Below are 25,836 nucleotides of genomic sequence, written 5' to 3'. Positions count from 1 at the left end.
GGATCTAAGGCTCAAGCAAATGATTGAGCAAGGTTAAGCCTATTTCTCACAAGCGATTCCGTCTTTGTCACGGTCGCTTTTTTTATTGGCATTATAGAGTTCTTTCGATACATAGGGTTTATTTTTCGTTTTGCCGCCTTTGTTCTTGGTTGAGCTGGAAATAGCAACTCCACCTTTGTAATCTTTGTTTAGCTCCGAGCAGTTTTTGTAGGTTTTGACCTTGGATTCTGCGCTTGCTGTATTTAAGGTAACGACGGATAGAGTGAGTAGCAGGCCTGATGCTAGACAAATGTTTAAGATTTTTTTCATGAGAACATCTCCTATAAAAATCTAATGGAATTGATGATTGCGTAGTATCGTATGTATTTTATATTACCAGTTTAATTCATTGAGGTATACATTATTGGTGGATTTGGAAACAGTGTACATATTTATGAGTGAAGTGGGGGAATAATTAGATTCAATTCACATGTAGTGAACAGGCTACGAATGAGGTGATTCTAATTAGCAAAAAGAAAATGGCGACTGCTCTAATTGCAGGGTTGTTGCTTCTGCCGGGAATGGCCTTGGGTGCATCAGCCCCCGTTACTATGACTCGCGTTAATGGAGAACTGCTATCGGCTATGCCCAAGCCAGCTCCGGAGTCCAAGCGCATTATATTACCTTCTGCAATTCAAGCATCAGAGCTATACGGGTTCGGATTACAGCATCGGAATGCCTCGATTCAATATTCGATCTTCTCTAAAGAATTCAAAAAGATTATGTATCCGCGGTTTGTTGAACTAAACTGGGTAACGGGTGTCTCCAGCCCCTGGATCACGAACTACGAGGTCACTAAAGAAACGATAATTAACAAGAACTCAGAGGTCATAGAAATGCGTTTGGATACTGCGACTTCAAGTGGACCAGCACCTTCTATATTTTTGACAATCTCACTTGTGCAAGAGAAGAATAGCTGGGTGATTACCGGAGTGACATCGGACCCTGAGCTGCCGCGTGGCGGATTGCCTAGGAAGTAGGTATGTTATGGATAAAAAGAGCAAGCGTATTAGGGGATTCCCATACGCTTGCTCTTTTTTTGATTCGAAAGCACAATCGTTCAGTCCACGCGGTCTGTTTCTCCACAAATCATCAGTGACAATGTTCAGCCCAGAGTGGCAATGCCAGCTCGAGTCACAAATCATCAGCCTACGTTGGTGATTAATTAAGAAACCTCGCGTCAGACATCGTTACGGACCGTATTGCAGCTATTTTGGCATTATGATCGTTCTGGCGAGAGTTTCGGACTGTATGGCTCTTATTCCCCTGAAATCACGCATTATAGGAGTACTTTTGGGTGAATAGCTGCATCTGAGTCCGATAGCATGGCTAAATCGCCGAAATTGTGAAAATAAGAGCTCCTCGGTCCGATCACCGCCAAGCTCCAGTGGATTTGGAGTCGCAATGTTCAGCCCAGAGTGGAAGGCCAACTCAGCATCACAAAGCCCAGCTTGCATTATAGAGTATAGCATACGTCACCAGCCCAGCTCATATCATACAGCGCAACTGACGTCGCATAGCCCAGCTCGCATTACACAGCGCAACTGACGTCGCATAGCCCAGCTTGCATTATAGAGTGTAGCATACGTCACCAGCCCAGCTCATATCATACAGCGCAACTGACGTCGCATAGCCCAGCTCGCATTACACAGCGCAACTGACGTCGCATAGCCCAGCTCGCATTACACAGCGCAACTGACGTCGCATAGCCCAGCTCGCATTACACAGCGCAACTCACATCGCAACTCACATCGCATAGCTCAGCTCACGTCACCAGCCCAGCTCGCGAACCCCAGCTCAAGCCACAACAGCTACCTAGACTATCCAGCTGTTAGCGACTAATCTCTTCCCGCCTTCACCATCAATTCCGCCAGCATTTTGGGTTCGGTTCGAACGGTGGTCATGTGATCTCCTTTGCCCTCGATGAAGCGGAAGACGCCTAAATGACTGGATTGTGTAGGATGGAATCCGTATGGACCTTGCGGTATCGCGGTGTCCTCCGTTAGATAAAGATAACTTTTGGGGATCTGGAGACTGTAGAATTTCTTGAGATCAAGCTTTTCGAAAAGTGGACTTGCTGGCTCAGGAGGAGCTTTTTTATAAAAAGCTTGCGCTTCCGCAAGACTGGCGGTGTTGACGAATGTATCCCGGAAGAGAGGAAAGGGGAGCGTTATGGTGTTATTGCCGGAAGTATCTCTTAGCTGTTCAAAGTACTTAAGCGAATCAGCTGGAAATTGGTCCGCCAGACTTTGCCCATCCAGCGGTACGAAGGCATCGAAGAATACCAGACGTTTGATCCGATCCGGTACTTGCTGAGAGACGGTTTGGATCACCGATCCACCAAAGCTATGTCCGAGCAGAATGATATCCTTTAAGTCTTTTTGCTTGATAAAGTCGACAACAGACTGTGTAATTTGCGCATGCGTTACATTATTGTTTTTGTCCCCGCCATGACCGGCATATTCCGGAGTATAGACGGTGTGTCCTAAGCTGCGAAGTGCGGCGGCCGTTTGATCCCAAAAACCAGCAGTAGCCCAAGACCCATGAACTAGAACAAATGTAAGAGGCGCCTGTTTCGATGATGTTTTGTTATTGGCGGCCTCAACCGTGGAACTGAGATTCATAGGCTGGAAACCCATAATTGTAAAGAGAGTGATACATAACGCTAACACTATTTTTGTGTGAATGGATTTCATACTATGCCTCCTATGTGGGGTGAGAGTGTAATACTTAGAGGATGCCCCGTTTAGAAAAGAAAGATGAATTTTTATCAGGAGTAGTGAATCTCCGCACCTAGGCATAGGCAAACGCATATCTTGTGTTTAGGAAAAGCAAAAATTTATAGCAACAGAAAGGCAGGAAAAAAAGTGACTTCATACATGGACTATACGTCCCCCAATACAGAGTTTACTTTTGATGTGAACACCAATACACTTTTTAAAAAAGATGCCAACAACTTCATTAACTTGCTGTCGATTAAACAATTGAACACGCTTGAGAACATATCGCTGCTGGATATTTTTCTTAGCAAATCAAATGTTGTGGAACCTCATTATCATCAAAATGCTGCAGAGCTTGTATATTGTATCTGCGGTTCAGCGGTAGTGTCTTTAATCAATCCGTTCACAAATGAACTTCTGCATTTTCCGATTTGTCCGGGTCAAGTGGCAAACGTGCCGCAAGGCTGGTGGCATTATGAGGTAGCTACTGTGGATAATACACATCTGCTCGCGATTTTTGACGCACCTATTCCTGAGGTCATTTTAGGTTCGGATATTCTTAGCAAAACCCCGGCAAATGTATTAGCCCATACTTACTGCTTAAATGAAGCTAAGGTAAAAGAAGCTCTTGCTCCAATCAAGCCGGGAACCTTCATCGGCCCTCCTGCTGACTGCTGCGAAGAAGATAAAGTAATGGGCAGCAGCAATATGGCTCCTAATATGGCCCCTAACATGGCCCCAAATATGCATCCTAATATGCAGCCAAATATGAATCCATACGCTCATATGCAGGCACAACCCATCCCGATATCTTCACAAATGCCTCCAGCTACACAAGCCTTTAATTATCAGCCTTACCCGATGCAAGGGTACTATACGCAGGGTTATGATCAGCATTATCGCCAACAACCCTATGTACAGCAGCAGCCGCATTACCAGTATCCAAATAACCAAGAGTAAACTAAAAAAACCTCCCGGAACTCTAGATTCCGGGAGGTTTCGTTGTTAAACCTAGGATAAACGGACAAGTACTCTTCCTCTAAGGTTTCCTTGTAGAATATCTTCTAATGCTTGCGGTAGCTCGTTTAACGTGACTTCACGATCCACGAGGTTCTCCAGCTGACTTGGCTTCAGATCGCTCGCCATCCGTTTCCAAGCCTTCTGGCGAAGGTCTGCAGGACATTCAACGGAATCTATGCCGAGAAGATTAACACCCCGAAGAATAAACGGAAGTACTGTAGTTGGAACTGAAGTGCCTCCGGTTAAGCCACTTGCAGCTACAGAACCTCTGTAGGTGATTTTACTCAAAACTGCGGCAAGGGTGTCACCACCCACCGAATCTACTGCGCCTTGCCATAATTGTTTGTCCAAGGGTTTGCTGGCGCCGCCAATGACCTCTTCACGTGAGATCACGTCTTCGGCTCCTATACCTCTAAGGTAATCGGTAGCTTTGGCGTTACCTGTGCTTGCCACTACGCTATACCCTTTTGCGCCAAGCATGGCAATAGCAGATCCACCTACACCGCCGGTAGCGCCTGTTACAAGTACTTTGCCTTTGTCCGGGGAAACGTCATGATCTTCCAGGGCTAGTATGGACAAGGCAGCTGTCAGTCCTGCAGTACCGTAGATCATAGCTTCTTTAAGCGTCAGGCCTTCGGGAAGGGGAGTGATCCAACCTGCGGGAATCCGAGCGTATTCGCTAAAGCCGCCAAAGTGTGATACGCCAACACCATATCCTGTCGCAATGACTTGCTGCCCTTTATGAAACCGCTCATCTGTGGAAGATACCACAACACCGGATAAATCTATCCCTGGAATAAAGGGATATGTTCTTAGAATTTTACCGTTTGGAATACTGGCTAAACCGTCTTTATAGTTTACACTGGAGTAAGCAACCTTAATTACAACCTCTCCAGCTGGCAGATCCTCTAGGGTAACCGGCTTAACAGCTACGGAGAAGGATGATTCTGTTTTGTCGACAACTAACGCCTGAAATGATTCTGTCATAAGTGTGAGCTCCTTCAACTACGTTATAGGTAAGACATGTATATAATATTTATTCTGCCCGGTCAACTTGTGATTGTCTATGATATAGCGCAATTGTTTATTAAGGTTCCGTTAAATCTTGTGATAGAGGGTGAAGCTTATGAAATGGAAAAATTTAATGGGTACAGTCTTAGCGGGTATCACATTAGTCTCACTTGGCTTTAATGGATATTCTTTTTATAACAAGCCACCAAAAGAGACTAACCAAACTACCAAGGAGCTTGTTCAAACTATAGGCGAGATTTCAATCCAATCTAACTCTGAGAGTGGAGTGCAGGGTGAAAGCGTGGAGGAACTGAAAAAAATTATTTATAACTTACCTCAAGTGGAGAAAAAATTAGCTTTTATAAAGGGAGTAATCACAGAAGGGAATACGGTTTATCTGGATATGGATGAGGTGGAATGGTTCGGTGGAGAGGCGGCAGAAATTGCGGCTAAAGAAGATGGTATACAAGAACCCGAATCATTGCCTAATGGATTCTATATCCGAAATGCAAGCGATGAAATCGAACGACGTAAGCTTGAGACTGATGTAACTATAGCTGAACTAAATGGGGCGAGACCTCAGCAAGTTGACTATACGAATTTTATTAGCGAAGAGCTTGTGGATAGATTATTCCATCTGACATTTGTAGAAGGTAAGGCTGTTTTGCTAGAAGAGCAGTACAGACCTTAGTGAGGGAGAGCAACTGAAAGTGCCAGCGGAGAAAAGAATCGGCGGGATGCTCTACAGCATGCAGAGAAGGTAATGAAGAGTAGAAGAGCTTACGGTTTGTTTATGCTTACATACACTTAAGATTATGATGAATTTTATTTTCATGGGAAAAATGGCTCTGTGTCCTTAGCTGCCATACCTGATGTATTTGGACCGGGTGCGGATGGGAATACTGTATGAAGAAAAATTTTTCGTTGATCTAGTTAATAGGCGGAAGATATGTTTAAATGGGAAAGTATAGTATTTTTTAAATAATAGGTTGAAGAAAGAGAGGCTAATTCATGTCGATTGCGACTACAATGATTATCAGGCTCGAAATTCGGAAATCGGTTGCATCTTTTGGCGATGTTGCTTCAGGAATTGCCGCAGCTGGCGGAGATATTGTTGCTATTGACGTGATACGTGCAGGGAAGGATGTCACTACCCGAGATATAACAGTGAATGTGCAAGACGCAGCTAATGGAGAAATTATCTCAATATTATCGAAGATGCCGGGAATTAAAATAATCAACGTGTCGGATCGGACGTTTCTGGCTCATCTTGGCGGAAAAATCGAAATCACACCTAAAATGCCGATTAAAAATCGGGAGGATTTATCCTTAGTGTATACGCCGGGGGTAGCCCGAGTGTGTACGGCGATTGCCGAAGATCCCAGAAAAGCTTATTCTCTGACGATGAAAAGAAATACAGTTGCAGTCGTTTCGGACGGCACTGCTGTGCTTGGACTAGGGGATATCGGCCCGGAAGCAGCTATGCCTGTCATGGAAGGTAAGGCGATGCTGTTTAAGCAATTGGCGAACATTGATGCTTTTCCGCTATGCTTAAATACCAAAGATCCGGAAGAAATTATCAATATCGTAAAAGCAGTTTCTCCTGGCTTTGGAGGGATAAACTTAGAGGATATAAGTTCACCACGCTGCTTTGAAATCGAACGCCGGCTTGCGGAAGAGCTGGACATTCCGGTATTCCATGATGATCAGCACGGAACTTCCGTGGTGGCTTTTGCAGGACTTTTGAATGCGCTTAAAGTTGTTAATAAATCTATTGAAAATGCGCGGATTGTTGTTGTGGGTATAGGGGCGGCTGGGGTGTCCATATGTAATCTGCTGCTGGCAGCGGGCGCGCGTTATATTTATGCGGTTGATCGTGAAGGCGTTCTCAGAAAAGATCTCCAGTATGATAATCCGGAATGGCAGAAGCTTGCTGCCGCAACCAATCCTGAGGGAATTGAGGGTGGAATAACGGAGGTTATACGAGGGGCAGATGTCTTTATTGGGGTGTCCCGTGGGGGGATTCTGACCGTGGAGCATCTTAAAAGCATGGCCAGTGATAACATCGTTTTTGCGATGGCTAATCCTACACCGGAGATTGAACCGGATTTGGCAGAACCTTTTGTTCGCGTTCTAGCGACAGGCAGAAGTGATTATCCGAACCAGATCAACAATGTGTTATGTTTTCCGGGTATTTTCCGTGGCGCACTTGATTGCCGGGCTAGAACTGTGAATCTGGAAATGAAGCTGGCTGCGGCAAAAGCCATTGCATCGGTCGTTCATCCGGATGAACTCAATGAGCAATATATCATCCCAAGTATTTTTAACGAAAAAGTAGTTGAACAGGTCCGCCTGGCAGTAATCCAAGCGGCTATATCCACGGATGCAGCACGCCGGATTCCTAAAGACGTAGCAGCTATAACGGAATAAGAGCTATACGATAAATGGACTGCTTTGCTTACTTAGAGAGCAGTCTATTTGTTTTTATATTTGGAGGGAAATTGCCCGAATTGCAACTTTAAATCCACTTAAAGGTGAGGGAATGTATGAGAAAAATTCATATTATGGGAGCCTCAGGCGTAGGAACGAGTACATTAGGTTACGAATTAGCTAAAGTGTTGCCACATGTCCAGTTAGACAGTGACGACTATTTTTGGGAGCATAAATTCACTAAGCAACGTGAGGTCAATGAGCGATTAGCAAGACTTACAAGAGATTTGACTCATAAGGAACCTTGGATTCTGAGCGGTGCGGTATGTGGCTGGGGAGACGGCCTTCGACCATTATTCGATTTGGTTATTTTTCTAGGACTTCCACCGGAAATTCGTTTAGATAGATTAAGAGCCAGAGAGTACGAGAGATATGGTGATCATATTTTGCCTGGAGGAAGTAAATATGAAGCGTATCAGACCTTTATGAAGTGGGCGGCATTATATGATGTTGCTGGAGTTGAAGTCAGGAGCAAAGTGCTGCATGAGGAATGGATGTCCGCACTGGAATGTCCTATTTTACGAATAGAGGAAGATTTATCGGTTGGAGATCGTGTTGAGATCGTGCTGAGATATTTACAAATGGTATAGGAGGAACTTTTGGTCGGCGGAATATATTCAACAGGCTACAGAAGAATTCAGCAATAATGTTGAGGGAGTCAACGGCGAGTTAAAGTCCGTACATTCTGGGATTGGTGCGTTTGAGCGAGAGGATTCTATCATTAAGGTCGTAGTAGAGTGGGATGGGCAGAAAGACGAATTCGAGTTGAGGGATCGTAAATAATGGGGCTATGAAGAAGATTAAGCTGCATCCATTTTATGTGGCTAGTGCTGGGGCGGATGGCTTGGTATTATGGGCATTCTTCTTTTATGAAGGTGTTGGCACAGCAGTTGGTCCAAAGAGGTTATAATGGAAAGCGTATATCTCATCCACGGAATGGTGGACTGTATGTGTATGAGCAGGGCTGTTAATTTAAAAGAAAGCAGGATGAACAATCATGGTTGATATTAAAGAAATAGAAATGGAATCTCTTCCTGAACTGGGGAATTTATATCAAGAGCTGATGAATAAACCGTCTGACCTTAATAAGCTTGAAGAAGTGTTTAAAGTGGTTAAGGCGGATAACCGGTACATTCTATTGGGTGCTTTTGTAGAGGGGGAGTTACTAGGGTCTTTGATGGGCATCGTGTGTCAGGACTTAGTGGGGGACTGCAAACCGTTTATGGTGATTGAGAATGTGGTCGTTTCAGCGCGGGCACGTCGTCAAGGCGTCGGCAAAAAACTTATGAACGCCATTGAACAAGCGGCCCGGGAAAGAGACTGCTATTATATTATTTTAGTCTCCGGTGAGCAGCGGAAGGAAGCGCATGTGTTCTATGAATCGTTAGGTTATAGAGATGAAAAGGTAGAAGGATACCGAAAACATTTAAGTTCCCATTAAAAAGTACAACAACTTTCTAGGAGGTTTTTATTTGCAGACATTTTTTCAATATAACTGGATGGTCCGCGAACAATGGTATGAGTGGTGTGCAAATATTTCTGAGGAGGAGCTGCTTGCAATACGTATAGGTGGTGTAGGCAGTATACTCAAGACGCTTTTTCACATTGTGGATGTGGAGTGGAGCTGGATTCAAGTATTGCAAGGAAAACCGGATTTCCAAGAGGATTTTGAGCAGTACAAGACTTTGCAGCATGTACGAGAATTGGATGCAAAATTCCACACAGAGGTGGAACCCTTTGTAACGGCTTGGCATGAGGGGCTGGAGCAGAGGATTTTTGAGGATCACCTTCCGGATGGCAGGATCGTGACCGATGCCTGGGGTGAGGTAATGCGCCATGTGATTGCTCATGAGATTCATCATGTCGGGCAATTATCGGTCTGGGCCAGAGAGATCGGAAAACCGCCGGTTTCAGCTAATCTGATTGGCAAAGGGCTGATAAACAGCCTGCCTGGCAAAGCGTAGACAAGCTATTCAGCGTATACTCAGATTCATATTTTACAATCTCCTTGAACTGCGAAAACATAAATCTGTACTTCAAGGAGGATTACACATGGTGAAGAAGAAAAATTTGCTGAGAAAGTTCATGGCAGTTACACTAAGTCTTGCTATCGTCTCAACGGCGTTTGGAGTTGCTGGAAACACGCCCGTAGTTAGTGCGGCGGATGCAGGTGTAACGAAAGCGTATGAATCCCTGTTCGCGGGTGACAGAATCATTGATGTTAAAGTAACGATTGATGATGCGGATTGGAAAAGTATATTAGCAAGTCCCCTCGAAAAAGAATACAAAAAAGTTAAGGTTGAAGTTGACGGGAATGTTGTTGAAAATGTTGGATTTTCTACTAAAGGGAATCTGACGTTAAAATCGGTAGCCAGTATGACAGACTCGGACAGATACAGCTTCCGGCTGAAATTTGATAAATATGATAAGAAGCAAACATTACTTGGTCTTGATAAAATGGTACTGAACAACAATTTTTCGGACCCTTCGTATATTCGTGAATATTTACATTACGAAGCGCTCCGTTCTGTTGGTGTGGATGCACCTTTGACTGTGTTCACCAATCTGTATATCAACGGAGAATTATATGGTTTTTATGTAGGTGTGGAAGCAATAGATGACAGCTACTTAGAACGTACCTATGGAGAAAATTATGACGACGGTGTTCTGTATGATACAGAAGAAAAAAGTTATCTGCAGTACAAAGAAGGCAGCGACTACGAAACGATAACTTATGATACAGGTAAGGAAGATGATAAAGCTTCGTTAAAGAACTTCATCAAGGTGCTGAATGAGATGCCTGCCGGTGAGAAGGGTTCTATTGAAAGTGTGCTAGATGTGGATTCGGCCCTGAAGTATATCGCTGCTAATGCTGTATTGGGGAACTATGACAGCTATAACGGGGATAAAGGTCATAATTATATGTTGTACGGGGATGCATCCGGTAAATTTAGTGTACTTCCATGGGATATGAACATGTCCTTTAACGGGTATTCTGGTGGCGGAGGCGGCAGAATAGGGACAACAGATACAACAGCTGCTGCGGGCACAACTTCTACATCGGCAACAACCATCGCAGCCAATACCAACGCAGTAACTGCATCGATTGATAATCCTACACTTGGGATAAGTTTAGATCAGGTCCCAATGATTGCTAATCTGTTGGAAGTGCCTGAATATAAGACTAAATACCTGAAATATGTATCTGAGCTGGTTGATTATTTGGAAGGAATTCAGAGCAGAATTACTGAATTGGCTACCTTAATTAAACCTTACGTTCAAGCAGATCCAACCAAATTTTATACCATGGAACAATTTGAAAGTAATGTTACTTATTCAGCAACAGGTGAGATGGGTGGTAGTGGAGGAATGACACCACCAGCTGGGATGGAAGGCATGACACCTCCTGAAGGGATGGAGGGCATGACACCTCCGGATGGAACGACACCGCCAGCACGTCCTGATAATACAGGAACTGCGACTGATGGTAATCCTACACCTCCAACAGGTAACGCTGGAGGCGGGGGACAAGGTATGGGCACAATGGCTGCAGGTTCGATTATGACCTTTGCGCTGAACAGACTTGCTAATCTGCAAGGCCAGCTAGGACTTAACGTCACACCTCTACCCTCTGTAACTACAACACTATCAACAACTAATCCGAACACGACGGGCACTAACGGAATATCCGTACTTTTAAACGGAACAGCGGTCAGCTTTGCAGATCAGCTTCCTGTGAATAAGGATGGCCGGGTGCTTGTGCCAGTGAATGCAATCTTTAATGCTCTGGGTGCTACAGTAACCATGGATCAAACGACTAAGAAAATCACTGCAGTAAAAGACAATACAACGATCGTAATGGCCATTGGCAGCAAGACTGCTTACATCAATGGAAAAGCGCTCACACTCGACGTTCCTCCGCAAATTATCGGAAATCGGACATTAGTTCCGGTTAGATTTATTTCCGAGGGATTGAATATGGATGTGAAGTGGGATGCGGGGACTTCTACAGTTACAGCTACGACTAAAACAGCAGCTTAATAATTAGCTTTATCGCGTATGCGGAAATCCGGGGCAAGCTCTGGATTTCCGCATTTTTTAATTCAAGCAGATCAACTCGTGCTGCTGCTAGAGAGCAGTGGCGGAAACCAGACATGACGAAGATCGACCCAACCCTGGCTATTGAAGCTAACCCCGCGGACAGAGGGGAGATAAGCTGTCTGAGTGGGCTTTTCATACAAAATATGTAGGTGGTGCTCTTCAATCAGACGGTTCTCGATGATACTGAAACTTTCCGCTCGGGCCACCGGATTAGGTTCGCGCGCGATGGTATACAGCCAGCCTTCTATATCCGCCCGGGTATACGGTTCAATATGCTGGGAGAGCGTAAGGTATAGATCAAATAAACGAAGTTGTTCATCCTCATCACGGAATAATGAGAAAACAATCAGGTCAGATTCCAGCCGAATCGGACCTTTAAATTCCTCTGGAGACACGGAAATGACATTGCATTTATAACCTTGTTGCTCTAGTCTAGTGGCAATAAAATCAGCATCGCCAGCATATTGTGGAATCGTAGAGATTTGCAACGTGATTTCTTGATCTTTTATCGCTTCTTGCTCGATGGACGCTGAATCGTCTTTTAAACAGGAGACTATTTTTGCCCGAAGCAGGGGATCGCTTAGCGGTCCCTTTTTTTGCGTATTGCAGGTGACGAATTTCCGAATGGAAGACTCCGAATGAATTCGGCTCCAGGTCGAAGAACTGGCGGATGAGGGATTTTGAATCACGTGAAAAGCAGAACCCGTATCAGAGGATGACGTTTCAGTATCCCACGGGACATAAAGGATTTCAACCCGATCTAAATGAGCCCGTCCTTGAAAATAATAAGGAAAAACCTCCAGCACACAAGTGTCCTCGGTCATATCCACAACCTTAAAGGGGCCAGTCCCCACGGGTCTACGGCCAAAGCTCTGCTCATCTATTCCTTCTAAATCACGCGGTACAATTGCGGCTCTGCTCGTGCACAAAAATGGCAGAAATAGTTCATTAGGCTGCTTAAGCGTAATTTGAACGGTAGATGGATTTAATGCGGTGACCCGCTGGATTTCTTTGAAAATATAGCTATAGAGTGTCCGTTTAGAGGTTCGCATCAACCGTCCCAGGGAATAGACTACATCCTTGGCTGTAAGCACTTTTCCATGATGGAATAACACCTCTTTGCGCAGAAAAAAAGTCCAGAGCGTCCGGCTCTCATCGACTTCCCAGGCGTGAGCCAGACAGGGAACAATTTTGTCCCGTTCACCGCTTCTTTTCACTAACCCGTCGAAAACATGGCTGGAAACAAATGACTCTGCCAGCAAATTCATATATAACGGATCGAAGGTATGTAGCTGCTGGGTAATGGGCAGGCGGAGAGTATCAATTTGTTTGTCACTACGAATTTCTGAATGATGCCCAAAATAGGTCAGCAGCCAACCCTGTAGTGTATCCTGCAGTGAGGTGGAGCTGGCATGGGTTTTGATGCCTTCTATAGCGTGGTGGACATCTTTGCGGCTAATCGCCTGCATCATGGATTGAAGGGCAATTTCTTCGGAGGGAACAAGAAATTGTAGCAAAGAGCGGCTTCCTCGCCCACGCTTAGGCGTCCATTTGATCCATTCCTGCAACATCATTTTATTCACAATATGCATGGCATTGCGGTGTGTACAGCCGAAAATCAATGCCAACTCATCCATCGTCACTGAGATTTCTGTGGCTCCCCCAAAATGAGATTGCAGCTTTAAAAATTGGCTATGCAGCTTCATTGTTTTGGTTCCTTTCGGAAAATAGGAAATTATAAATAAATTCTTTCTCTTTTTTTTCTTATTTTATCACGTAAAATAAGGATGAGAAAGTAAGAAAATGGGGGTAATTACCATGACCGAGGAAATGGAAACGGGAACGGGAACGGGACTTAGGCTTAATCGATCGCTTGCTGCTTTGCTTGCTGCGTTCTTACTGGCAATAGTTCATCAGTATTTATTTTATGGAAAGCTGGCGGGCCTATCGTATCCAATCTTTGTGTGTCTGTTCTATGCGTTCATGCTTTATTATGCCAAGGCTAAAATCCGCAAGCTCAACAAATTCAGTTACTTCTGGTTTGGAGCGATTTTTCTACTTTCATTAACCTATTTATTCTTTCATAATTTTTTCTTCTTTGGGCTGAACCTGCTGGTGATCCCGGTGTTGATTTTATTACATATGACTTATTTGCTTAGTGATAAACGGCCGGCTTGGAGCCGGCTTGGATTAGTGGGGAACACGCTGGAGCATGTGCTTCCACAGAATTTCCGCCATTGGAGCACTGTGTTTACGATCATTAAAAGGACTGGCGGCAGTAAAATGAAGGACGAGCGTAAGCAGGTCATGGGGAAAGTGCTGATAGGACTTGCGATCTCTTTTCCAATATTGCTGGTTGTGGTTACTCTGCTGTCCTCAGCGGACGGAGTGTTTCATCATGTACTGCTGGCGCTGCCGAATGTGCTGGATCGGATTTCATTTGGGGAAAGTTTTGTGCGGGTGCTGTGGATTATCCTGCTGGGCATGGGCTTGTTCGGCTTAGTGTGGGGGTATGTGGATTCGAAAATCTATGACTGGAATATGCAGCCTAAGGAATATGGTCCAGTGCTGGCGCCTGTAAGCTTTAAAATGGATCCGATAATTATGACGACGATTCTTATAGCCATTAACACGGTATATGTATTGTTTGTTTTCGTACAGTTTTCTTACTTGTTTGGAGCATGGGAAGGGATTTTACCAGAGGGCAGCTCATATGCTGATTACGCACGTAGTGGATTTTTTGAGCTGATTATGGTGGCTGCGATTAATTTCGTGATTTTGCTGCTGGCTTTGGTATCGGAAGGAAATAGAAGTGGAGGGCTGCAAAAATTTATTAATGTCCTGCTCTACATTCTGGTTGGTTGCTCGACAGTGATGCTATATTCCGCCTATACCCGTCTGACTCTATATGAAGAGGTGTACGGCTATACCACGACTCGGTTTTTAGTGCATGCATTTATGATATTTATGGGCTTATTGTTGGTGGTTGCAGCCTTACGGATAGCTGTTCAGCGTGTTCCATTGGCGAAATGTTATATTGTGCTGGGCTTGATCTCCTACGTCGTCATGAACTATATCGGGATGGATGTTATTATCGCTAATAAAAATATGGATCGTTATGCGGCAAGTGGTAAATTGGACGCCAATTATTTGGTCCGTTTATCTCCGGAGGTCATCCCTTCTCTGATAAGGTTTAGTGAACAGGAAGATGGGATGCTGGATGATTTTTTAAAGAATGAATGGAGAGAACTCAATAAGCGTGAGCGGGCCTGGCAGTCGTTCAATTTCCCGCAATATCTGGCGCAGCGTGAGCTGGCTGAATATTTTGCACAGTAAAGGTAAGAAGAAGGTGTGAGGTCAGTGAGGAAGAAGCCATTTAAAAGAGGCTGGTCATTTATCATCATTTTTATTACGGTAGGTTTAAGTTACGGGATCTATCATATCTATTTATACAATGCGCCCAAACAAAATCATTACTCGCGTGTTTCCAGCACCAATCTTGAACAGGAAAGTCTGGGCGGCATTCAGCTGCTTCAAAGCCTTGATTCAATTGCTAGGGAACCTAAGCCAAATAATGATATAGAGCGGTATCAGTATTATGATCTGGGCCACGAGACAACAATAGCCACAGCACGTGGTGATGATAAAATAATTCTAATCAGCGTCTATTCCGATCATACGATGAGTACGGCAAGAGATATTCATGTTGGAGCTTCAGCGGACGAAGTGATCAAGGCTTATGGCACTTCTTATTATAAAAGAGGGGAGCAAGGGGCTGAGATTATCGGATACGTGGATAAAATCAACCATCGGAGTATTGAATTTTGGCTGCAGGATCAGAAGGTAGATATGATTCGTTATTGTGTGGATTCTGTTGTAATGTAAAGTGTCATAGGAAAACCTCATTAAAAAGGACATATGTCCTTTTTTTGTGGGGTATTCTAAATTACACTGGAGCAAACAATAGAGGGGGCACTACATGCAGACGATAAATGACCGTGAGGCTGTCCGTGCCTTGGCAGTGAAGAACGGTCTGGACGGAATATTTAGCCCGCTGGTAACGCATAAAATGGAGTTGAGACGTTACGCGGATGAAGAAAAGCTGTGTTTGGTTGGCGATCAATTGGATGGAATGTTCATATTGGTTGAGGGCAAGCTCAAAATTCAGACCTTGCTGCCAAATGGCAAATCTATGCTGGTGCGGTTTACAAATCCGATATCTGTTATTGGGGATGTAGAGCTGCTTCACCGGTTCCCTGTTAAGAATCAAGTGGAGTCTGTGGGTGAGAGCTTGATTCTTTTTGCAGGTAGAAGACTACTCCTGAGAGAGCTTGAGGAAAATACAGCGTTGTTACGTTTTCTCGTCGGAGAACTTAGTCACAAATTGCATACGCTCGGTCAAGCCTCCGCACTTAACCTGTTGTATCCTGTGGAGAATCGATTTGCCAGTTATTTAATGTCTTTGTTCGCAGATAAAAACGGTGACCGGCGAGTGGAGGAGATTCGGACCTCAAGTCTTATTGAAACAGCAGAATTGCTTGGCACAAGCTATCGGCATCTTAATCGAATCGTACGTCGTTTTATTGATGAAGGAATCATTACACGAAATCGTGGACGCTTAAGTGTACTGGATGAATCGAAGCTGGCAGAGCTGGCTAACGGAAATTTATACGAATAAAAAGATCTCAAAAGACCATTAGTTCCTGCCCTCGGCCGGAAATAGGGGTCTTTTTGTTTTTTTAAGCAAACATTCAGTTCAAATTCAGAGAGGCTTAAGGGAGAGCTAGTAGGATAAAAGTACCAAATAGACCTACATACATATAGAGATGAGGAAAAACGATGGTGAAAAGTATCCGTGGGAAAATAGTCTTAGGATTTACTGCTGTGATTATAGTCTTTCTAGTGGCGATAGCCGGAAACACATTGTTTCAGGGGAAGGTTACCCAATTGACAGATCAGGTTAATCGTAACTGGGACAAGCTGTCACTTGTTCAAGGCTTAACGGATAAGATTCGTACCGCAGATGAGCTGGGTGCTCGTTATGTGATGAGCAACACAGATGATGAGCGGAATTCCTATCTGGCGCAGTATGAAGAAATGCTCCCATTGATTGAAAATGCTATTACAGAGCTGGAGAGTGCCCGATTAATTGAAGCTGAGTTAAAGGGTGTAACTGAGCTGAAGAGCAAATGGAATGATTATTTGATCGTTCTGAAGGAAGCTTTTGCTTTAGCTAAGGAAGGCAACTTCCCGGAAGCGCAAAAGAAATTCACGGACCTATCATTAGACGCTATGATAGAATCTCAGATTGTGTTTCAGAACATGCTCATGGAGGAAATAGAGAATGGACAAAGCCTGGCAAATTCGCATCGTAATAACGCTTTGATTACTAGCTTTGGTGTGACCGGATTGTCGGTAGTGCTCGCGGTGATCCTTGCGCTGCTAATTTCTGGACGGATTATTAAACCGCTTCGTGATGTGAACACGCAGTTGAAGGAAATTGCAGATGGGGATGCCGATCTTACGCGCAAATTAAGTGTTCGTTCTAAAGATGAGATTGGTGAACTGGCGTTTAACTTTAATAAAATGACAGATAATCTGGGCACGATGATTGAACAGGTGAAGTTATCGGCAAATAGTCTCGCGAATTCCTCTACAAAGCTTAGGTCAGATAGTGGAGTGACGGCAGGCGCCACAGAACGAATATCGGATTTTATGGGTGAAATCGCTACCGGAACAGCCAAACAGATGAATGATTTGCAGACCAATACGATTACAATCTCAGAAATATCACTAGGAATCGGCCAAATTGCTGCCAGTGTCCAGGACATCTCGGAAGCCTCCCATCGCTCTGCGGCATTTGCCATTACAGGAGATGAATCCCTTCAGGCCGCAGGGCAGCAAATGGAATCGATTAATCACTCCATACAATCTTTATCACAGCAGGTCCAAGGTTTTGTGAATCGATCTCAGGAGATTGGCAGTATTGTAGGAGTCATAAAAGGAATCGCTTCGCAGACGAATATGCTGGCCCTAAATGCGACGATTGAGGCAGCTCGTGCTGGTGAGCAAGGTAGAGGTTTCGCTGTGGTTGCCGATCAGGTCCGCAAGCTGGCAGAGCAGTCCGCGGAATCCGCCAATCAAATTGCAGAAATGGCGACTGGGATCCAAAGTGAAGCAGATGACGCGATGAAGGTGATGATGAGCAGCATGCGTGAAGTAAAGGGAGGTACGGAGATTATTGAGGAAGCGGGACGATCCTTCGGTGAGATTCGATTATCTATAGATTCACTCGCCGAACAGGTTCAGGAAGTATCTGGAGCCGTGGAGGAGATTACGGCGGCTGCGGATGAGATTGTAGAGTCAATTCGTAACGTTACGCAAATCTCGGAAACAACCGCTGCGAGTACTCAGCATGTGTCAGCAGCCTCACAAGAGCAAATGGCTTCGGTTGAACAAATTGCATCCTCTGCAAGTGAATTAAGTACAATGGCGCATGGACTGCAAGGGTTGGTAGCTAGATTTAATGTATAACACGAAGCTTCGGAGAGTTAAGGGGCAATATAGTCCCCTTGTCCTCTCTGGGGCTTTTTTGTTGAACGTAATATCCCACATACAAAGCATAGAAATTGCCATCGACGGCCATCTACCTATAACTTATATTATTAGCGTTATTAGTTAGCTTGTATCCGTAATCCATCATTTCAAATGTAGGAGGCGAATGTCTATAAAACTACTGTTTTGAAAGCGCATCCTTTCTGCTGTATAGCTCCACAAAATTTTGGAAGGTGGTTATTCAATGATAGCAGCTTCTAAAAGATTTACCGGGAAGACGGCAGTACTTTATTGTTTGATTGTTATATTATTTGTAGGTCAGTTAGGATTATATCCCTCGGTGAGTTTAGCTGCGGGGAATTTAGCCCAAGGGAAGACTATTACTTCAAGCTCGTTCGGTGATGTATACGTAGCAGCCAATGCTAATGACGGCAGCCAAGGAACGTATTGGGAGAGCGCAAGCGGTGTTTTTCCGCAATGGATTAAAGTGGATTTAGGGGCAGCAAGCAGCGTGAATCAGGTTGTGTTAAAGCTGCCTACGAATTGGGAAACAAGAACTCAAACGTTAGCGGTGCAAGGGAGTACAGATGATGCAGCTTACAATAACTTAGTAGATTCCGCCAATTATACATTTAATCCAACGAGTGATTCCAATACAGTGACTATCAGCTTTACAGCTGCGAATGTCAGATATGTTAAACTGAATTTCACATCCAATACGGTCTGGCCAGCAGCACAGTTAGCGGAATTTGAGGTTCATGGTAATACAACTACAACTCCATCCTCAGGATATGAAGCGGAGAATGCCGCATTATCCGGTGGTGCCAAGGTTAACACGGATCATACAGGTTATACAGGTACAGGATTTGTTGATGGTTACCTAAATCAAGGTGCTGCAACTGCATTTAGCGTTAATATGGCTTCTGCTGGTAACTATGATGCTACATTAAGATTTTCAAATGCATCAGGCAGTACAAAAACCATTAGTGTTTATGTGAATGGAACTAAAATTAAGCAAACCTCACTTGCGAATCTGGCCAATTGGAATACGTGGTCAACAAAGATTGAGACGCTGGCTCTGAATGCTGGCACTAACACGATTACTTATAAGTACGATACAGGAGACACTGGAAATGTGAATCTAGATAATTTGAACGTCACTCCAGCTTCTGCTACAACACCAACTCCGACGGCAACTCCAACTCCGACGGCAACTCCAACACCAACGGCAACACCTACCTCAACTCCAACGGTAACACCAACACCGACACCGACGGTAACTCCTACGCCAACACCGACAGTAACACCTACACCAACTCCAACGGTAACACCGACCCAGACACCAACAGTTACACCAACGCCTGGGGCGGGTTCCAATCTGGCTTTGAACAAAAGCATCAACGCTTCCTCTTCCGTCTTTACCTTTGTTCCTGCAAATGCGAATGACGGTGATGTAACTACTTACTGGGAAGGAGCAGGAGGAAGTTATCCCAATACATTATCTGTAAACCTGGGGAGTAATGCCGATATTACATCTATTGTCCTCAAACTGAATCCATCATCGGCCTGGTCCACACGTACTCAGACTATTCAAGTGCTTGGGCATAATCAGAATACAACAGCCTTTACTAGTCTTGTGCCAGCAACCGTGTATACTTTTAATCCGGCAACCGGCAATACGGTCACTATTCCGGTAACGGCCACGGCTAGTGAAGTACAGTTGAAGATTACCACCAATACTGGTTCAACCGCTGGACAAATCGCTGAATTCCAAGTGATGGGTGCACCAGCTGCTAATCCGGATTTGGCGATAACCGGTCTTACATGGTCACCTTCAGCTCCAGTAGAGACCAATGCCATTACTTTAAATGCAACGGTAAAAAATATTGGAACATTAGCTTCCACAGCGACTAATGTAAATTTCTACTTGGGCAGCACACTTGTAGGTACTAGCCCAGTGGGGGCATTAGCGGCTGGCGCATCTACGAACGTCACTTTAAATATGGGCGTAAAGGATGCAGCTACCTATACTTTAACTGCAAAGGTTGACGAGAATAATACGGTTATTGAATTGAACGAAGGCAATAACAGCTTCACTAGTCCAAATTCTCTTATTATTGCTCCCGTATCCAGTTCTGATCTAGTAGCTTCCCCAGTTAGCTGGACACCAAGCAATCCAGCAGGCGGCAATGTGGTCAGCTTCTCGGTGGCAATCAAGAATCAAGGGACGGCAGCATCCGCAGGGGGTGCGCATAACATAACCTTGAAGGTTCTGGATGCTACTACGAATGCTGTACTCCAAACCTTAACTGGAACCTATAACGGCGTGATTGGCAGTGGAGTAACAGCGCCTCCTGTTAGCCTTGGCACTTGGACAGCAGCTAATGGCAAATATACTGTGAAGACCGAAATTGCCGTAGACACTAATGAGCTGCCAGTTAAACAAGCCAACAATATTCAAACACAGTCTCTTTTTGTAGGTCGTGGAGCCAATATGCCTTACGACATGTATGAGGCTGAGGAGGGCGTGATTGGTGGCGGGGCTGTGAAGCTTACTGCTAATCGGACCATTGGAGATCTTGCGGGTGAGGCTTCAGGCAGAAGAGCAGTTACACTGAATACTACAGGCAGTTATGTAGAATTCACTACTAAGGCTGACACTAATACACTGGTCACCCGCTTCTCGATTCCAGATTCGGCGAGTGGAGACGGTACGAATGCTACACTGAACATCTATGTGAACGGAGTTTATACCAAGGCGATTAATCTGACCTCTAAATATGCATGGCTGTACGGTTCAGAGATAAGTCCCGGCAATTCACCAAGCGCGGGCTCTCCGCGGCATATTTATGATGAAGCCAACATTATGTTCGACAGCACGATTCCGAAAGGTAGTACGATTCGACTGCAAAAGGATGTGGCAAATACCTCGCAGTATGCCATTGATTTCATCAGTCTGGAGCAGGTTTCACCGATTGCCAATCCAGATCCGGCCAAATATACGGTCCCAGCCGGCTTTACACATCAGGATGTGCAAAATGCGCTAGATAAAGTACGCATGGATACGACCGGAAATCTCGTAGGTGTGTATTTGCCAGCAGGTAACTATCAGACCTCCAGTAAATTTCAAGTCTATGGAAAAGCAGTGAAGATCATTGGTGCAGGCCCATGGTATACGAGATTCTACGCTCCAACGAATCAGGAGAATACGGATATCGGTTTCCGGGCAAGCGATACTGCTAATGGCTCTACTTTTGCGAATTTTGCTTACTTTGGGAACTACACATCACGTATTGATGGTCCGGGTAAAGTATTTGATTTCTCCAATGTGGCAAATATTACGATCGATAACATCTGGACCGAACATCAGGTGTGTATGTACTGGGGAGCTAATACGGATTACATGGTGATCAAAAACTCCCGTATCCGCAACACCTTCGCTGACGGCATCAATATGACGAATGGCAGCACGAATAATCTCGTATCCAATATTGAGGCACGGGCTACAGGGGATGATAGCTTTGCATTGTTTTCGGCTATTGATTCCGGTGGTGCAGATATGAAGGATAATATTTATGAGAATCTCACTTCAATCTTAACCTGGCGGGCAGCAGGTGTAGCCGTCTATGGCGGATATGCCAATACCTTCCGCAACATTTATATTGCCGACACGCTTTGCTATTCTGGAATTACGATCAGCTCACTTGACTTCGGGTATCCAATGAACGGCTTTGGCGCTTCACCGACAACGAATTTTGAGAATATTTCCATTGTTCGTGCAGGTGGACATTTCTGGGGGGCACAGACCTTCCCGGCAATCTGGGTATTCTCAGCCTCTAAGGTATTCCAAGGCATTCGTGTCAGTGATGTGGATATCATTGATCCAACCTATCATGGTATCATGTTCCAGACCAACTATGTCGGCTCCGCGCCGCAGTTCCCAGTGACAGATACCATCTTCACGAATGTCACAATTTCCGGTGCGCAAAAGAGTGGAGATGCTTTTGACAGCAAATCCGGAGTGGGCATCTGGGTAAATGAAGCGGCTGAGGCTGGGCAAGGTCCTGCCAGAGGGTCAGCCACCTTTAACAATCTGAAAATTACCAACACGGTAACGAATATTAAAAATAATACGTCTACTTTTACGATTAACGTTAATCCGTAAAAATAAAGCTGCCAATACTGAACAGCCGTCTCCCGCTTTCGTGGGGGGCGGTTGTTTTCAGGTTGCAGAAACCAAGGGTTCTGAATCGACAGGAGGTGCTGCTCACGTTACAATAATGGAAGGTACAGAAATGAAGGAGGCTCTAAAATGACATCCTTAGTGGTTAACAATATAACAGAGCTGATTGGGAATACACCGGTTGTAAGATTAAATCGGCTGACTAGCCCCCAAGATGCAGAACTATATGTGAAGCTGGAGCTTTTTAATCCAAGTGGCAGTGTAAAAGACCGGGCAGCTTATAATCTAATCCTGCAAGCCGAGCTAGCAGGTTTGTTGAAGCCGGGCGGGACGATCATTGAGCCGACTAGTGGAAATACAGGGATAGGATTAGCGATGAATGCCGCGGCAAAAGGGTATAAAGCGATTCTTGTCATGCCTGATAATATGACCAAGGAACGAATCAATATTCTAAAGGCTTATGGTGCGGATGTTGTGCTGACGCCGGCAGCAGAACGGATGCCGGGAGCTATAGCAAAAGCGATTGAGCTGGGAAAAGAAGTGGAGAACAGTTTTATTCCACAGCAATTCGAGAACAAAGCCAACCCTGATATTCACCGGACAACGACCGCTCTGGAAATCTTGGAGCAAATGGAAGGTAAGCTGGATGTGTTTGTTGCTTCATCAGGAACTGGGGGCACGATAACTGGAACCGGTGAGGTTTTGCGTGAGCATCTACCTGATATCCGGATTCTTGTGGTTGAGCCGCAAGGCTCGCCCGTATTATCTGGAGGAAAGCCAGGACCACATAAGCTGGTAGGAACGAGTCCGGGCTTTGTGCCCGCAATTTTGAATACACAGGTCTACGATGACATCGTTCAGGTCGCGGATGAAGCTGCCTTGGAGACGGTAAGAAGGCTGGCTGCAAAAGAAGGAATTCTGCTGGGTCCATCCGGTGGTGCCACTGTATGGGCGGCGTTGCAGGAAGCGCGTCGTCTTGGGGCTGGCAAACGCGTGCTTTGCATTGCACCTGACACAGGGGAACGGTATCTTAGTATGGGAATATTTTAGTTTCGTCTGGAGGAATGGGAATGAATAAGCTCAGTGTGAGTTTTCTTATTGTTCTACTGCTGGCGGGCTGCTCAGGCACTAACAAGCCAACCCCTTCTCCAAGTGCAGAGCCAACACCAACGGCAAGCATGCAGCAGCCAGAAGCTTATCTGGAAGCTGGAAAGCTGAAGGCGAATTTTGGTTTTGCAGATGAGTCTGGCAAGAGCATCTTAGTCACCGGGCAGGAAAAAGGGCTGGATGCGCAAATGCAACAATTGAATGAGGCGATCGGTGATCATGGGCAAGTGCTAAAAGTGAAATTGAATAAATGGCAGGAGGGTACGGAGAACAGTAATGGCCGGGAGATGGCTCACAATTTTGTGAATCTGCCAGGGTATCTTTATACGGTTGAAGAGGGGAATGCGACTCCTGATGAGACCTATTACCTGACGGATCAGGCAGAGTTTAATACGAATGCGCTAATCTCTGTTAAGCCTACGGAGGTTAAGCAAGCCTCGCTAAATGTTGCAGAAAATGTGCGGCAGAATATTGTTTCTGCAAAAAATCGTGAAGTAGAGCATATTTGGAAACTTGCTGACCTGTCTGGTGAACGGCAGCTGTATCTCGTTCAATTCATTAGGCAGGATCAGGATATGTTATTCAGTCTCGTGCTGGAAGACAAGGTCGGGCTTACCTTTATGGATTATCCGGCTGTCATTCAAGGCGATGAATTTTCCGTCTGGAGAGTGGATGATGGTGGGGAAGTCATACCAGAGATGTTCTCTATTCTTTTTGCGGCGGAAACCGCTGAAGGCCCATTACTCGGTATGGAGTGGTGGGGAGCGGAAGGCGTAAATACATTTTTCCTGAAAAAAGAGGGAGATGTTTTTAAAGAAATGGACATTCAATACGGACGCTACACATCACCACTATAACTGGGATGCAGATACATCGAAGGATGTATCTTTTTTTTGCTACAATATAAGAAAGTATAAATTTTCACTATATATTGCTTATAATATTATGAAGGATAGCATTAATTTTTTAAAATACTTAAATTTGTAACAATAAGAACTTTAAATAGCCCGATCGAGTCATGTAGCAGAATTGTGACGGTGATATTGTTAATCATAAGATGTACGGGAGGGGACAGCAACGTATAACCGAATCAAGTACATGATCCTGTTACTGCCAACGCTAATGGTAGGGATCTGGGAGGTCGTGCGCCATCAGTTTCTAATGCCTTATATTTCGATGGATCTGGGGAATTATTTGACACCTGTCCTCGTATTTTTGTTCACTCTTGTATTGCTCGTTCCTATGTTTTCGCTTATGGAGCGGAATCAGCGGGAGCTGGAGCAGGAACGTGCGCTCAAAGAGGCAATGAAAGCCCGGGAAGGGCTAGCTAAGGAACTGCATGATGGGATGGCGCAATCTTTATTTCTTTTATCTGTCAAAATAGATCGTCTGGAAGCAAGCCGCAGGAATGGGGAAGTCAGCGAAGAAAATGTGGATCAGATCAAAAAGACCGTCCACGAGGTGAACCGTTATGTTCGGCAGGCGATCGCCAATCTGAAGGTACCAGTGTCTGAGCAGCACTCTTTTTCATTGGAACAGTCGGTTAAAGATCAGCTTGCTCAAATGGCTAACGAGATTATGATTGAAGTTTCCTTGGATTGGAGTCTACAGGATGAAGCCCTCTCTCCTTCGGAAAAAGCAGAGCTGCTATCTTGTATCCGAGAGGCTATTATTAATGTGCGTAAGCATACAAGAGCGGCGAAGGTTTCTATCACGGGTGCAGGCACTGAGAAAAACTGGAGCGTGGCGATTGTCGACAATGGCGAAGGATTTCAGCATGACCCTTTTGAGGTAAACGGAAGTTACGGCCTTCAGATCATGAAGGAACGTGTCGAAGGAATGGGTTGGAAGCTTCAGGTGATCTCCGGCAATACGGGGACAAATGTGGAAATTACGAAAGGAGGGGGAAGTTTATGAGCCGGTACCGGGTTTTGGTTGTGGATGATCATGCGCATGCGCGTGAGGCGATGTGTGAGATTTTGTCCATGGATGATAGTTTTGAGGTCATTGGTGTAGTGGAGAGTGGTCCTGAGGCGATCGCGTTCACGGCCCAGTGGATGCCTGATCTCATTCTTATCGACATTCAGATGCCGGAGATGGACGGGCTGGAGACTACTCGCCGGATCAAGCAGGAATATCCCTATGTCAAAATCGTTATCGTTACGGTATCGGACGAAATTTCCCACCTCCTCGAAGCGCTGAAGCAAGGCGCACAAGGGTACTTATTGAAGAATCTGGCACCTTCCACCTGGATTGAATATTTGCAAGCCATTGTGAATGAAGAAGCACCGCTAAGCCGGGAGCTGGCTTTTCAAATCCTGAAAGAATTTACCGTTCCTTCAGTAACAGACGAAGGAGAGTCATTGACGGCAAGGGAGAAGGAGATTTTAAGCTGTGTGTCTTCCGGATCGACGAATAAAGAGATTGCCATAAGCCTGTCGATTTCGGAGCATACCGTAAAAAACCATCTGAAAAACATCCTTCAAAAGCTTCAACTCCAAAATCGTACGCAGCTGACGCGTTATGCTCTGGAGCAGGGGCTTGCTTCACGTAAACGTGATTTTCCGCGGTAATTATGAGGATAGAGATGAAAGTGAAAAATGATAAAAT

General features: G+C 45.0%; 21 protein-coding genes. 17 read left to right on the top strand and 4 right to left on the bottom strand.

Features of this window, described 5'->3' with window-relative positions; genetic code table 11:
• Nucleotides 1-39 precede the first annotated feature (39 nt).
• A complete protein-coding gene (locus MHH49_RS29645) occupies nt 40-309 on the bottom strand; it encodes an excalibur calcium-binding domain-containing protein (protein ID WP_076100744.1) in 270 nt (89 codons plus the stop codon).
• Between the two features lie 185 nt (nt 310-494).
• On the opposite strand from MHH49_RS29645, the gene MHH49_RS29640 reads away from it, so the two are divergent.
• Entirely contained in the window at nt 495-1,019 is a 525-nt protein-coding gene (locus MHH49_RS29640) for a hypothetical protein (RefSeq protein ID WP_143763155.1), read from the top strand.
• Nucleotides 1,020-1,877: 858 nt separating this feature from the next.
• Here MHH49_RS29640 and MHH49_RS29635 read toward each other — a convergent pair.
• A complete protein-coding gene (locus tag MHH49_RS29635) occupies nt 1,878-2,735 on the bottom strand; it encodes an alpha/beta hydrolase (protein WP_038570045.1) in 858 nt (285 codons plus the stop codon).
• Between the two features lie 183 nt (nt 2,736-2,918).
• On the opposite strand from MHH49_RS29635, the gene MHH49_RS29630 reads away from it, so the two are divergent.
• The gene (locus tag MHH49_RS29630) at nt 2,919-3,719 is read left to right on the top strand and encodes a cupin domain-containing protein (protein WP_076100741.1); all 801 of its coding nucleotides are present in this window, start codon (nt 2,919-2,921) and stop codon (nt 3,717-3,719) included.
• 51 nt (nt 3,720-3,770) lie between these two features.
• Here MHH49_RS29630 and MHH49_RS29625 read toward each other — a convergent pair whose 3' ends face one another.
• A complete protein-coding gene (locus MHH49_RS29625) occupies nt 3,771-4,766 on the bottom strand; it encodes an acrylyl-CoA reductase family protein (RefSeq protein ID WP_036683447.1) in 996 nt (331 codons plus the stop codon).
• A 139-nt stretch (nt 4,767-4,905) separates the two neighbouring features.
• Here MHH49_RS29625 and MHH49_RS29620 point away from each other — a divergent pair, with 139 nt between their 5' ends.
• The 6 genes from MHH49_RS29620 to MHH49_RS29595 all read left to right on the top strand — a co-directional run bounded on the left by MHH49_RS29620 (nt 4,906) and on the right by MHH49_RS29595 (nt 11,321).
• Nucleotides 4,906-5,481, top strand: a complete 576-nt coding sequence (locus MHH49_RS29620) for a hypothetical protein (protein WP_341138723.1) — start codon at nt 4,906-4,908, stop codon at nt 5,479-5,481.
• A gap of 320 nt (nt 5,482-5,801) precedes the next feature.
• Nucleotides 5,802-7,220: an NAD-dependent malic enzyme gene (locus MHH49_RS29615; RefSeq protein ID WP_036683453.1), complete on the top strand. Its 1,419-nt coding sequence runs from the start codon at nt 5,802-5,804 to the stop codon at nt 7,218-7,220.
• A gap of 116 nt (nt 7,221-7,336) precedes the next feature.
• Complete coding sequence (locus tag MHH49_RS29610; RefSeq protein ID WP_341138722.1) at nt 7,337-7,870, top strand: AAA family ATPase; 534 nt, start codon at nt 7,337-7,339, stop codon at nt 7,868-7,870.
• 407 nt (nt 7,871-8,277) lie between these two features.
• Entirely contained in the window at nt 8,278-8,721 is a 444-nt protein-coding gene (locus tag MHH49_RS29605) for a GNAT family N-acetyltransferase (RefSeq protein ID WP_036683459.1), read from the top strand.
• 31 nt (nt 8,722-8,752) lie between these two features.
• Nucleotides 8,753-9,244, top strand: a complete 492-nt coding sequence (locus MHH49_RS29600; RefSeq protein WP_341138721.1) for a DinB family protein — start codon at nt 8,753-8,755, stop codon at nt 9,242-9,244.
• Nucleotides 9,245-9,332: 88 nt separating this feature from the next.
• Nucleotides 9,333-11,321 carry a CotH kinase family protein gene (locus MHH49_RS29595; protein ID WP_341138720.1) on the top strand — a complete coding sequence of 663 codons (1,989 nt, stop codon included), beginning with the start codon at nt 9,333-9,335 and terminating at the stop codon, nt 11,319-11,321.
• Nucleotides 11,322-11,392: 71 nt separating this feature from the next.
• On the opposite strand, the gene MHH49_RS29590 is transcribed toward MHH49_RS29595, so the two are convergent.
• Entirely contained in the window at nt 11,393-13,087 is a 1,695-nt protein-coding gene (locus tag MHH49_RS29590; RefSeq protein ID WP_341138719.1) for an ABC transporter substrate-binding protein, read from the bottom strand.
• A gap of 112 nt (nt 13,088-13,199) precedes the next feature.
• Here MHH49_RS29590 and MHH49_RS29585 point away from each other — a divergent pair, with 112 nt between their 5' ends.
• The 9 genes from MHH49_RS29585 to MHH49_RS29545 all read left to right on the top strand — a co-directional run bounded on the left by MHH49_RS29585 (nt 13,200) and on the right by MHH49_RS29545 (nt 25,799).
• The gene (locus MHH49_RS29585; RefSeq protein ID WP_341138718.1) at nt 13,200-14,717 is read left to right on the top strand and encodes a DUF4153 domain-containing protein; all 1,518 of its coding nucleotides are present in this window, start codon (nt 13,200-13,202) and stop codon (nt 14,715-14,717) included.
• Between the two features lie 24 nt (nt 14,718-14,741).
• Nucleotides 14,742-15,266: a hypothetical protein gene (locus MHH49_RS29580; RefSeq protein ID WP_036683471.1), complete on the top strand. Its 525-nt coding sequence runs from the start codon at nt 14,742-14,744 to the stop codon at nt 15,264-15,266.
• Nucleotides 15,267-15,360: 94 nt separating this feature from the next.
• Nucleotides 15,361-16,059, top strand: coding sequence for a Crp/Fnr family transcriptional regulator (locus MHH49_RS29575; RefSeq protein WP_036683474.1), 699 nt, complete (start codon nt 15,361-15,363; stop codon nt 16,057-16,059).
• 161 nt (nt 16,060-16,220) lie between these two features.
• On the top strand, nt 16,221-17,915 hold the full coding sequence (locus tag MHH49_RS29570) for a methyl-accepting chemotaxis protein (RefSeq protein WP_051491290.1): 1,695 nt from the start codon (nt 16,221-16,223) through the stop codon (nt 17,913-17,915).
• Between the two features lie 265 nt (nt 17,916-18,180).
• On the top strand, nt 18,181-22,101 hold the full coding sequence (locus MHH49_RS29565; RefSeq protein WP_080742466.1) for a discoidin domain-containing protein: 3,921 nt from the start codon (nt 18,181-18,183) through the stop codon (nt 22,099-22,101).
• A gap of 147 nt (nt 22,102-22,248) precedes the next feature.
• Nucleotides 22,249-23,169, top strand: a complete 921-nt coding sequence (gene cysK / locus MHH49_RS29560) for a cysteine synthase A (RefSeq protein WP_038570052.1) — start codon at nt 22,249-22,251, stop codon at nt 23,167-23,169.
• Nucleotides 23,170-23,189: 20 nt separating this feature from the next.
• Entirely contained in the window at nt 23,190-24,083 is an 894-nt protein-coding gene (locus tag MHH49_RS29555; RefSeq protein ID WP_076100728.1) for a hypothetical protein, read from the top strand.
• A 241-nt stretch (nt 24,084-24,324) separates the two neighbouring features.
• Nucleotides 24,325-25,143, top strand: a complete 819-nt coding sequence (locus tag MHH49_RS29550; RefSeq protein WP_036683484.1) for a sensor histidine kinase — start codon at nt 24,325-24,327, stop codon at nt 25,141-25,143.
• Nucleotides 25,140-25,799 (top strand): response regulator, encoded by a 660-nt coding sequence (locus MHH49_RS29545; protein ID WP_038570057.1) that lies wholly within the window; start codon nt 25,140-25,142, stop codon nt 25,797-25,799. Before MHH49_RS29550 ends, MHH49_RS29545 begins: the two co-directional genes overlap by 4 nt.
• Nucleotides 25,800-25,836 lie beyond the last annotated feature (37 nt).

This window comes from Paenibacillus sp. FSL F4-0122, assembly GCF_038002845.1.
GTDB lineage: Bacteria > Bacillota > Bacilli > Paenibacillales > Paenibacillaceae > Paenibacillus_AQ > Paenibacillus_AQ odorifer.
Note: the sequence above shows the minus strand (reverse complement) of the source record. Positions and strands in the feature narration are given on the sequence as shown.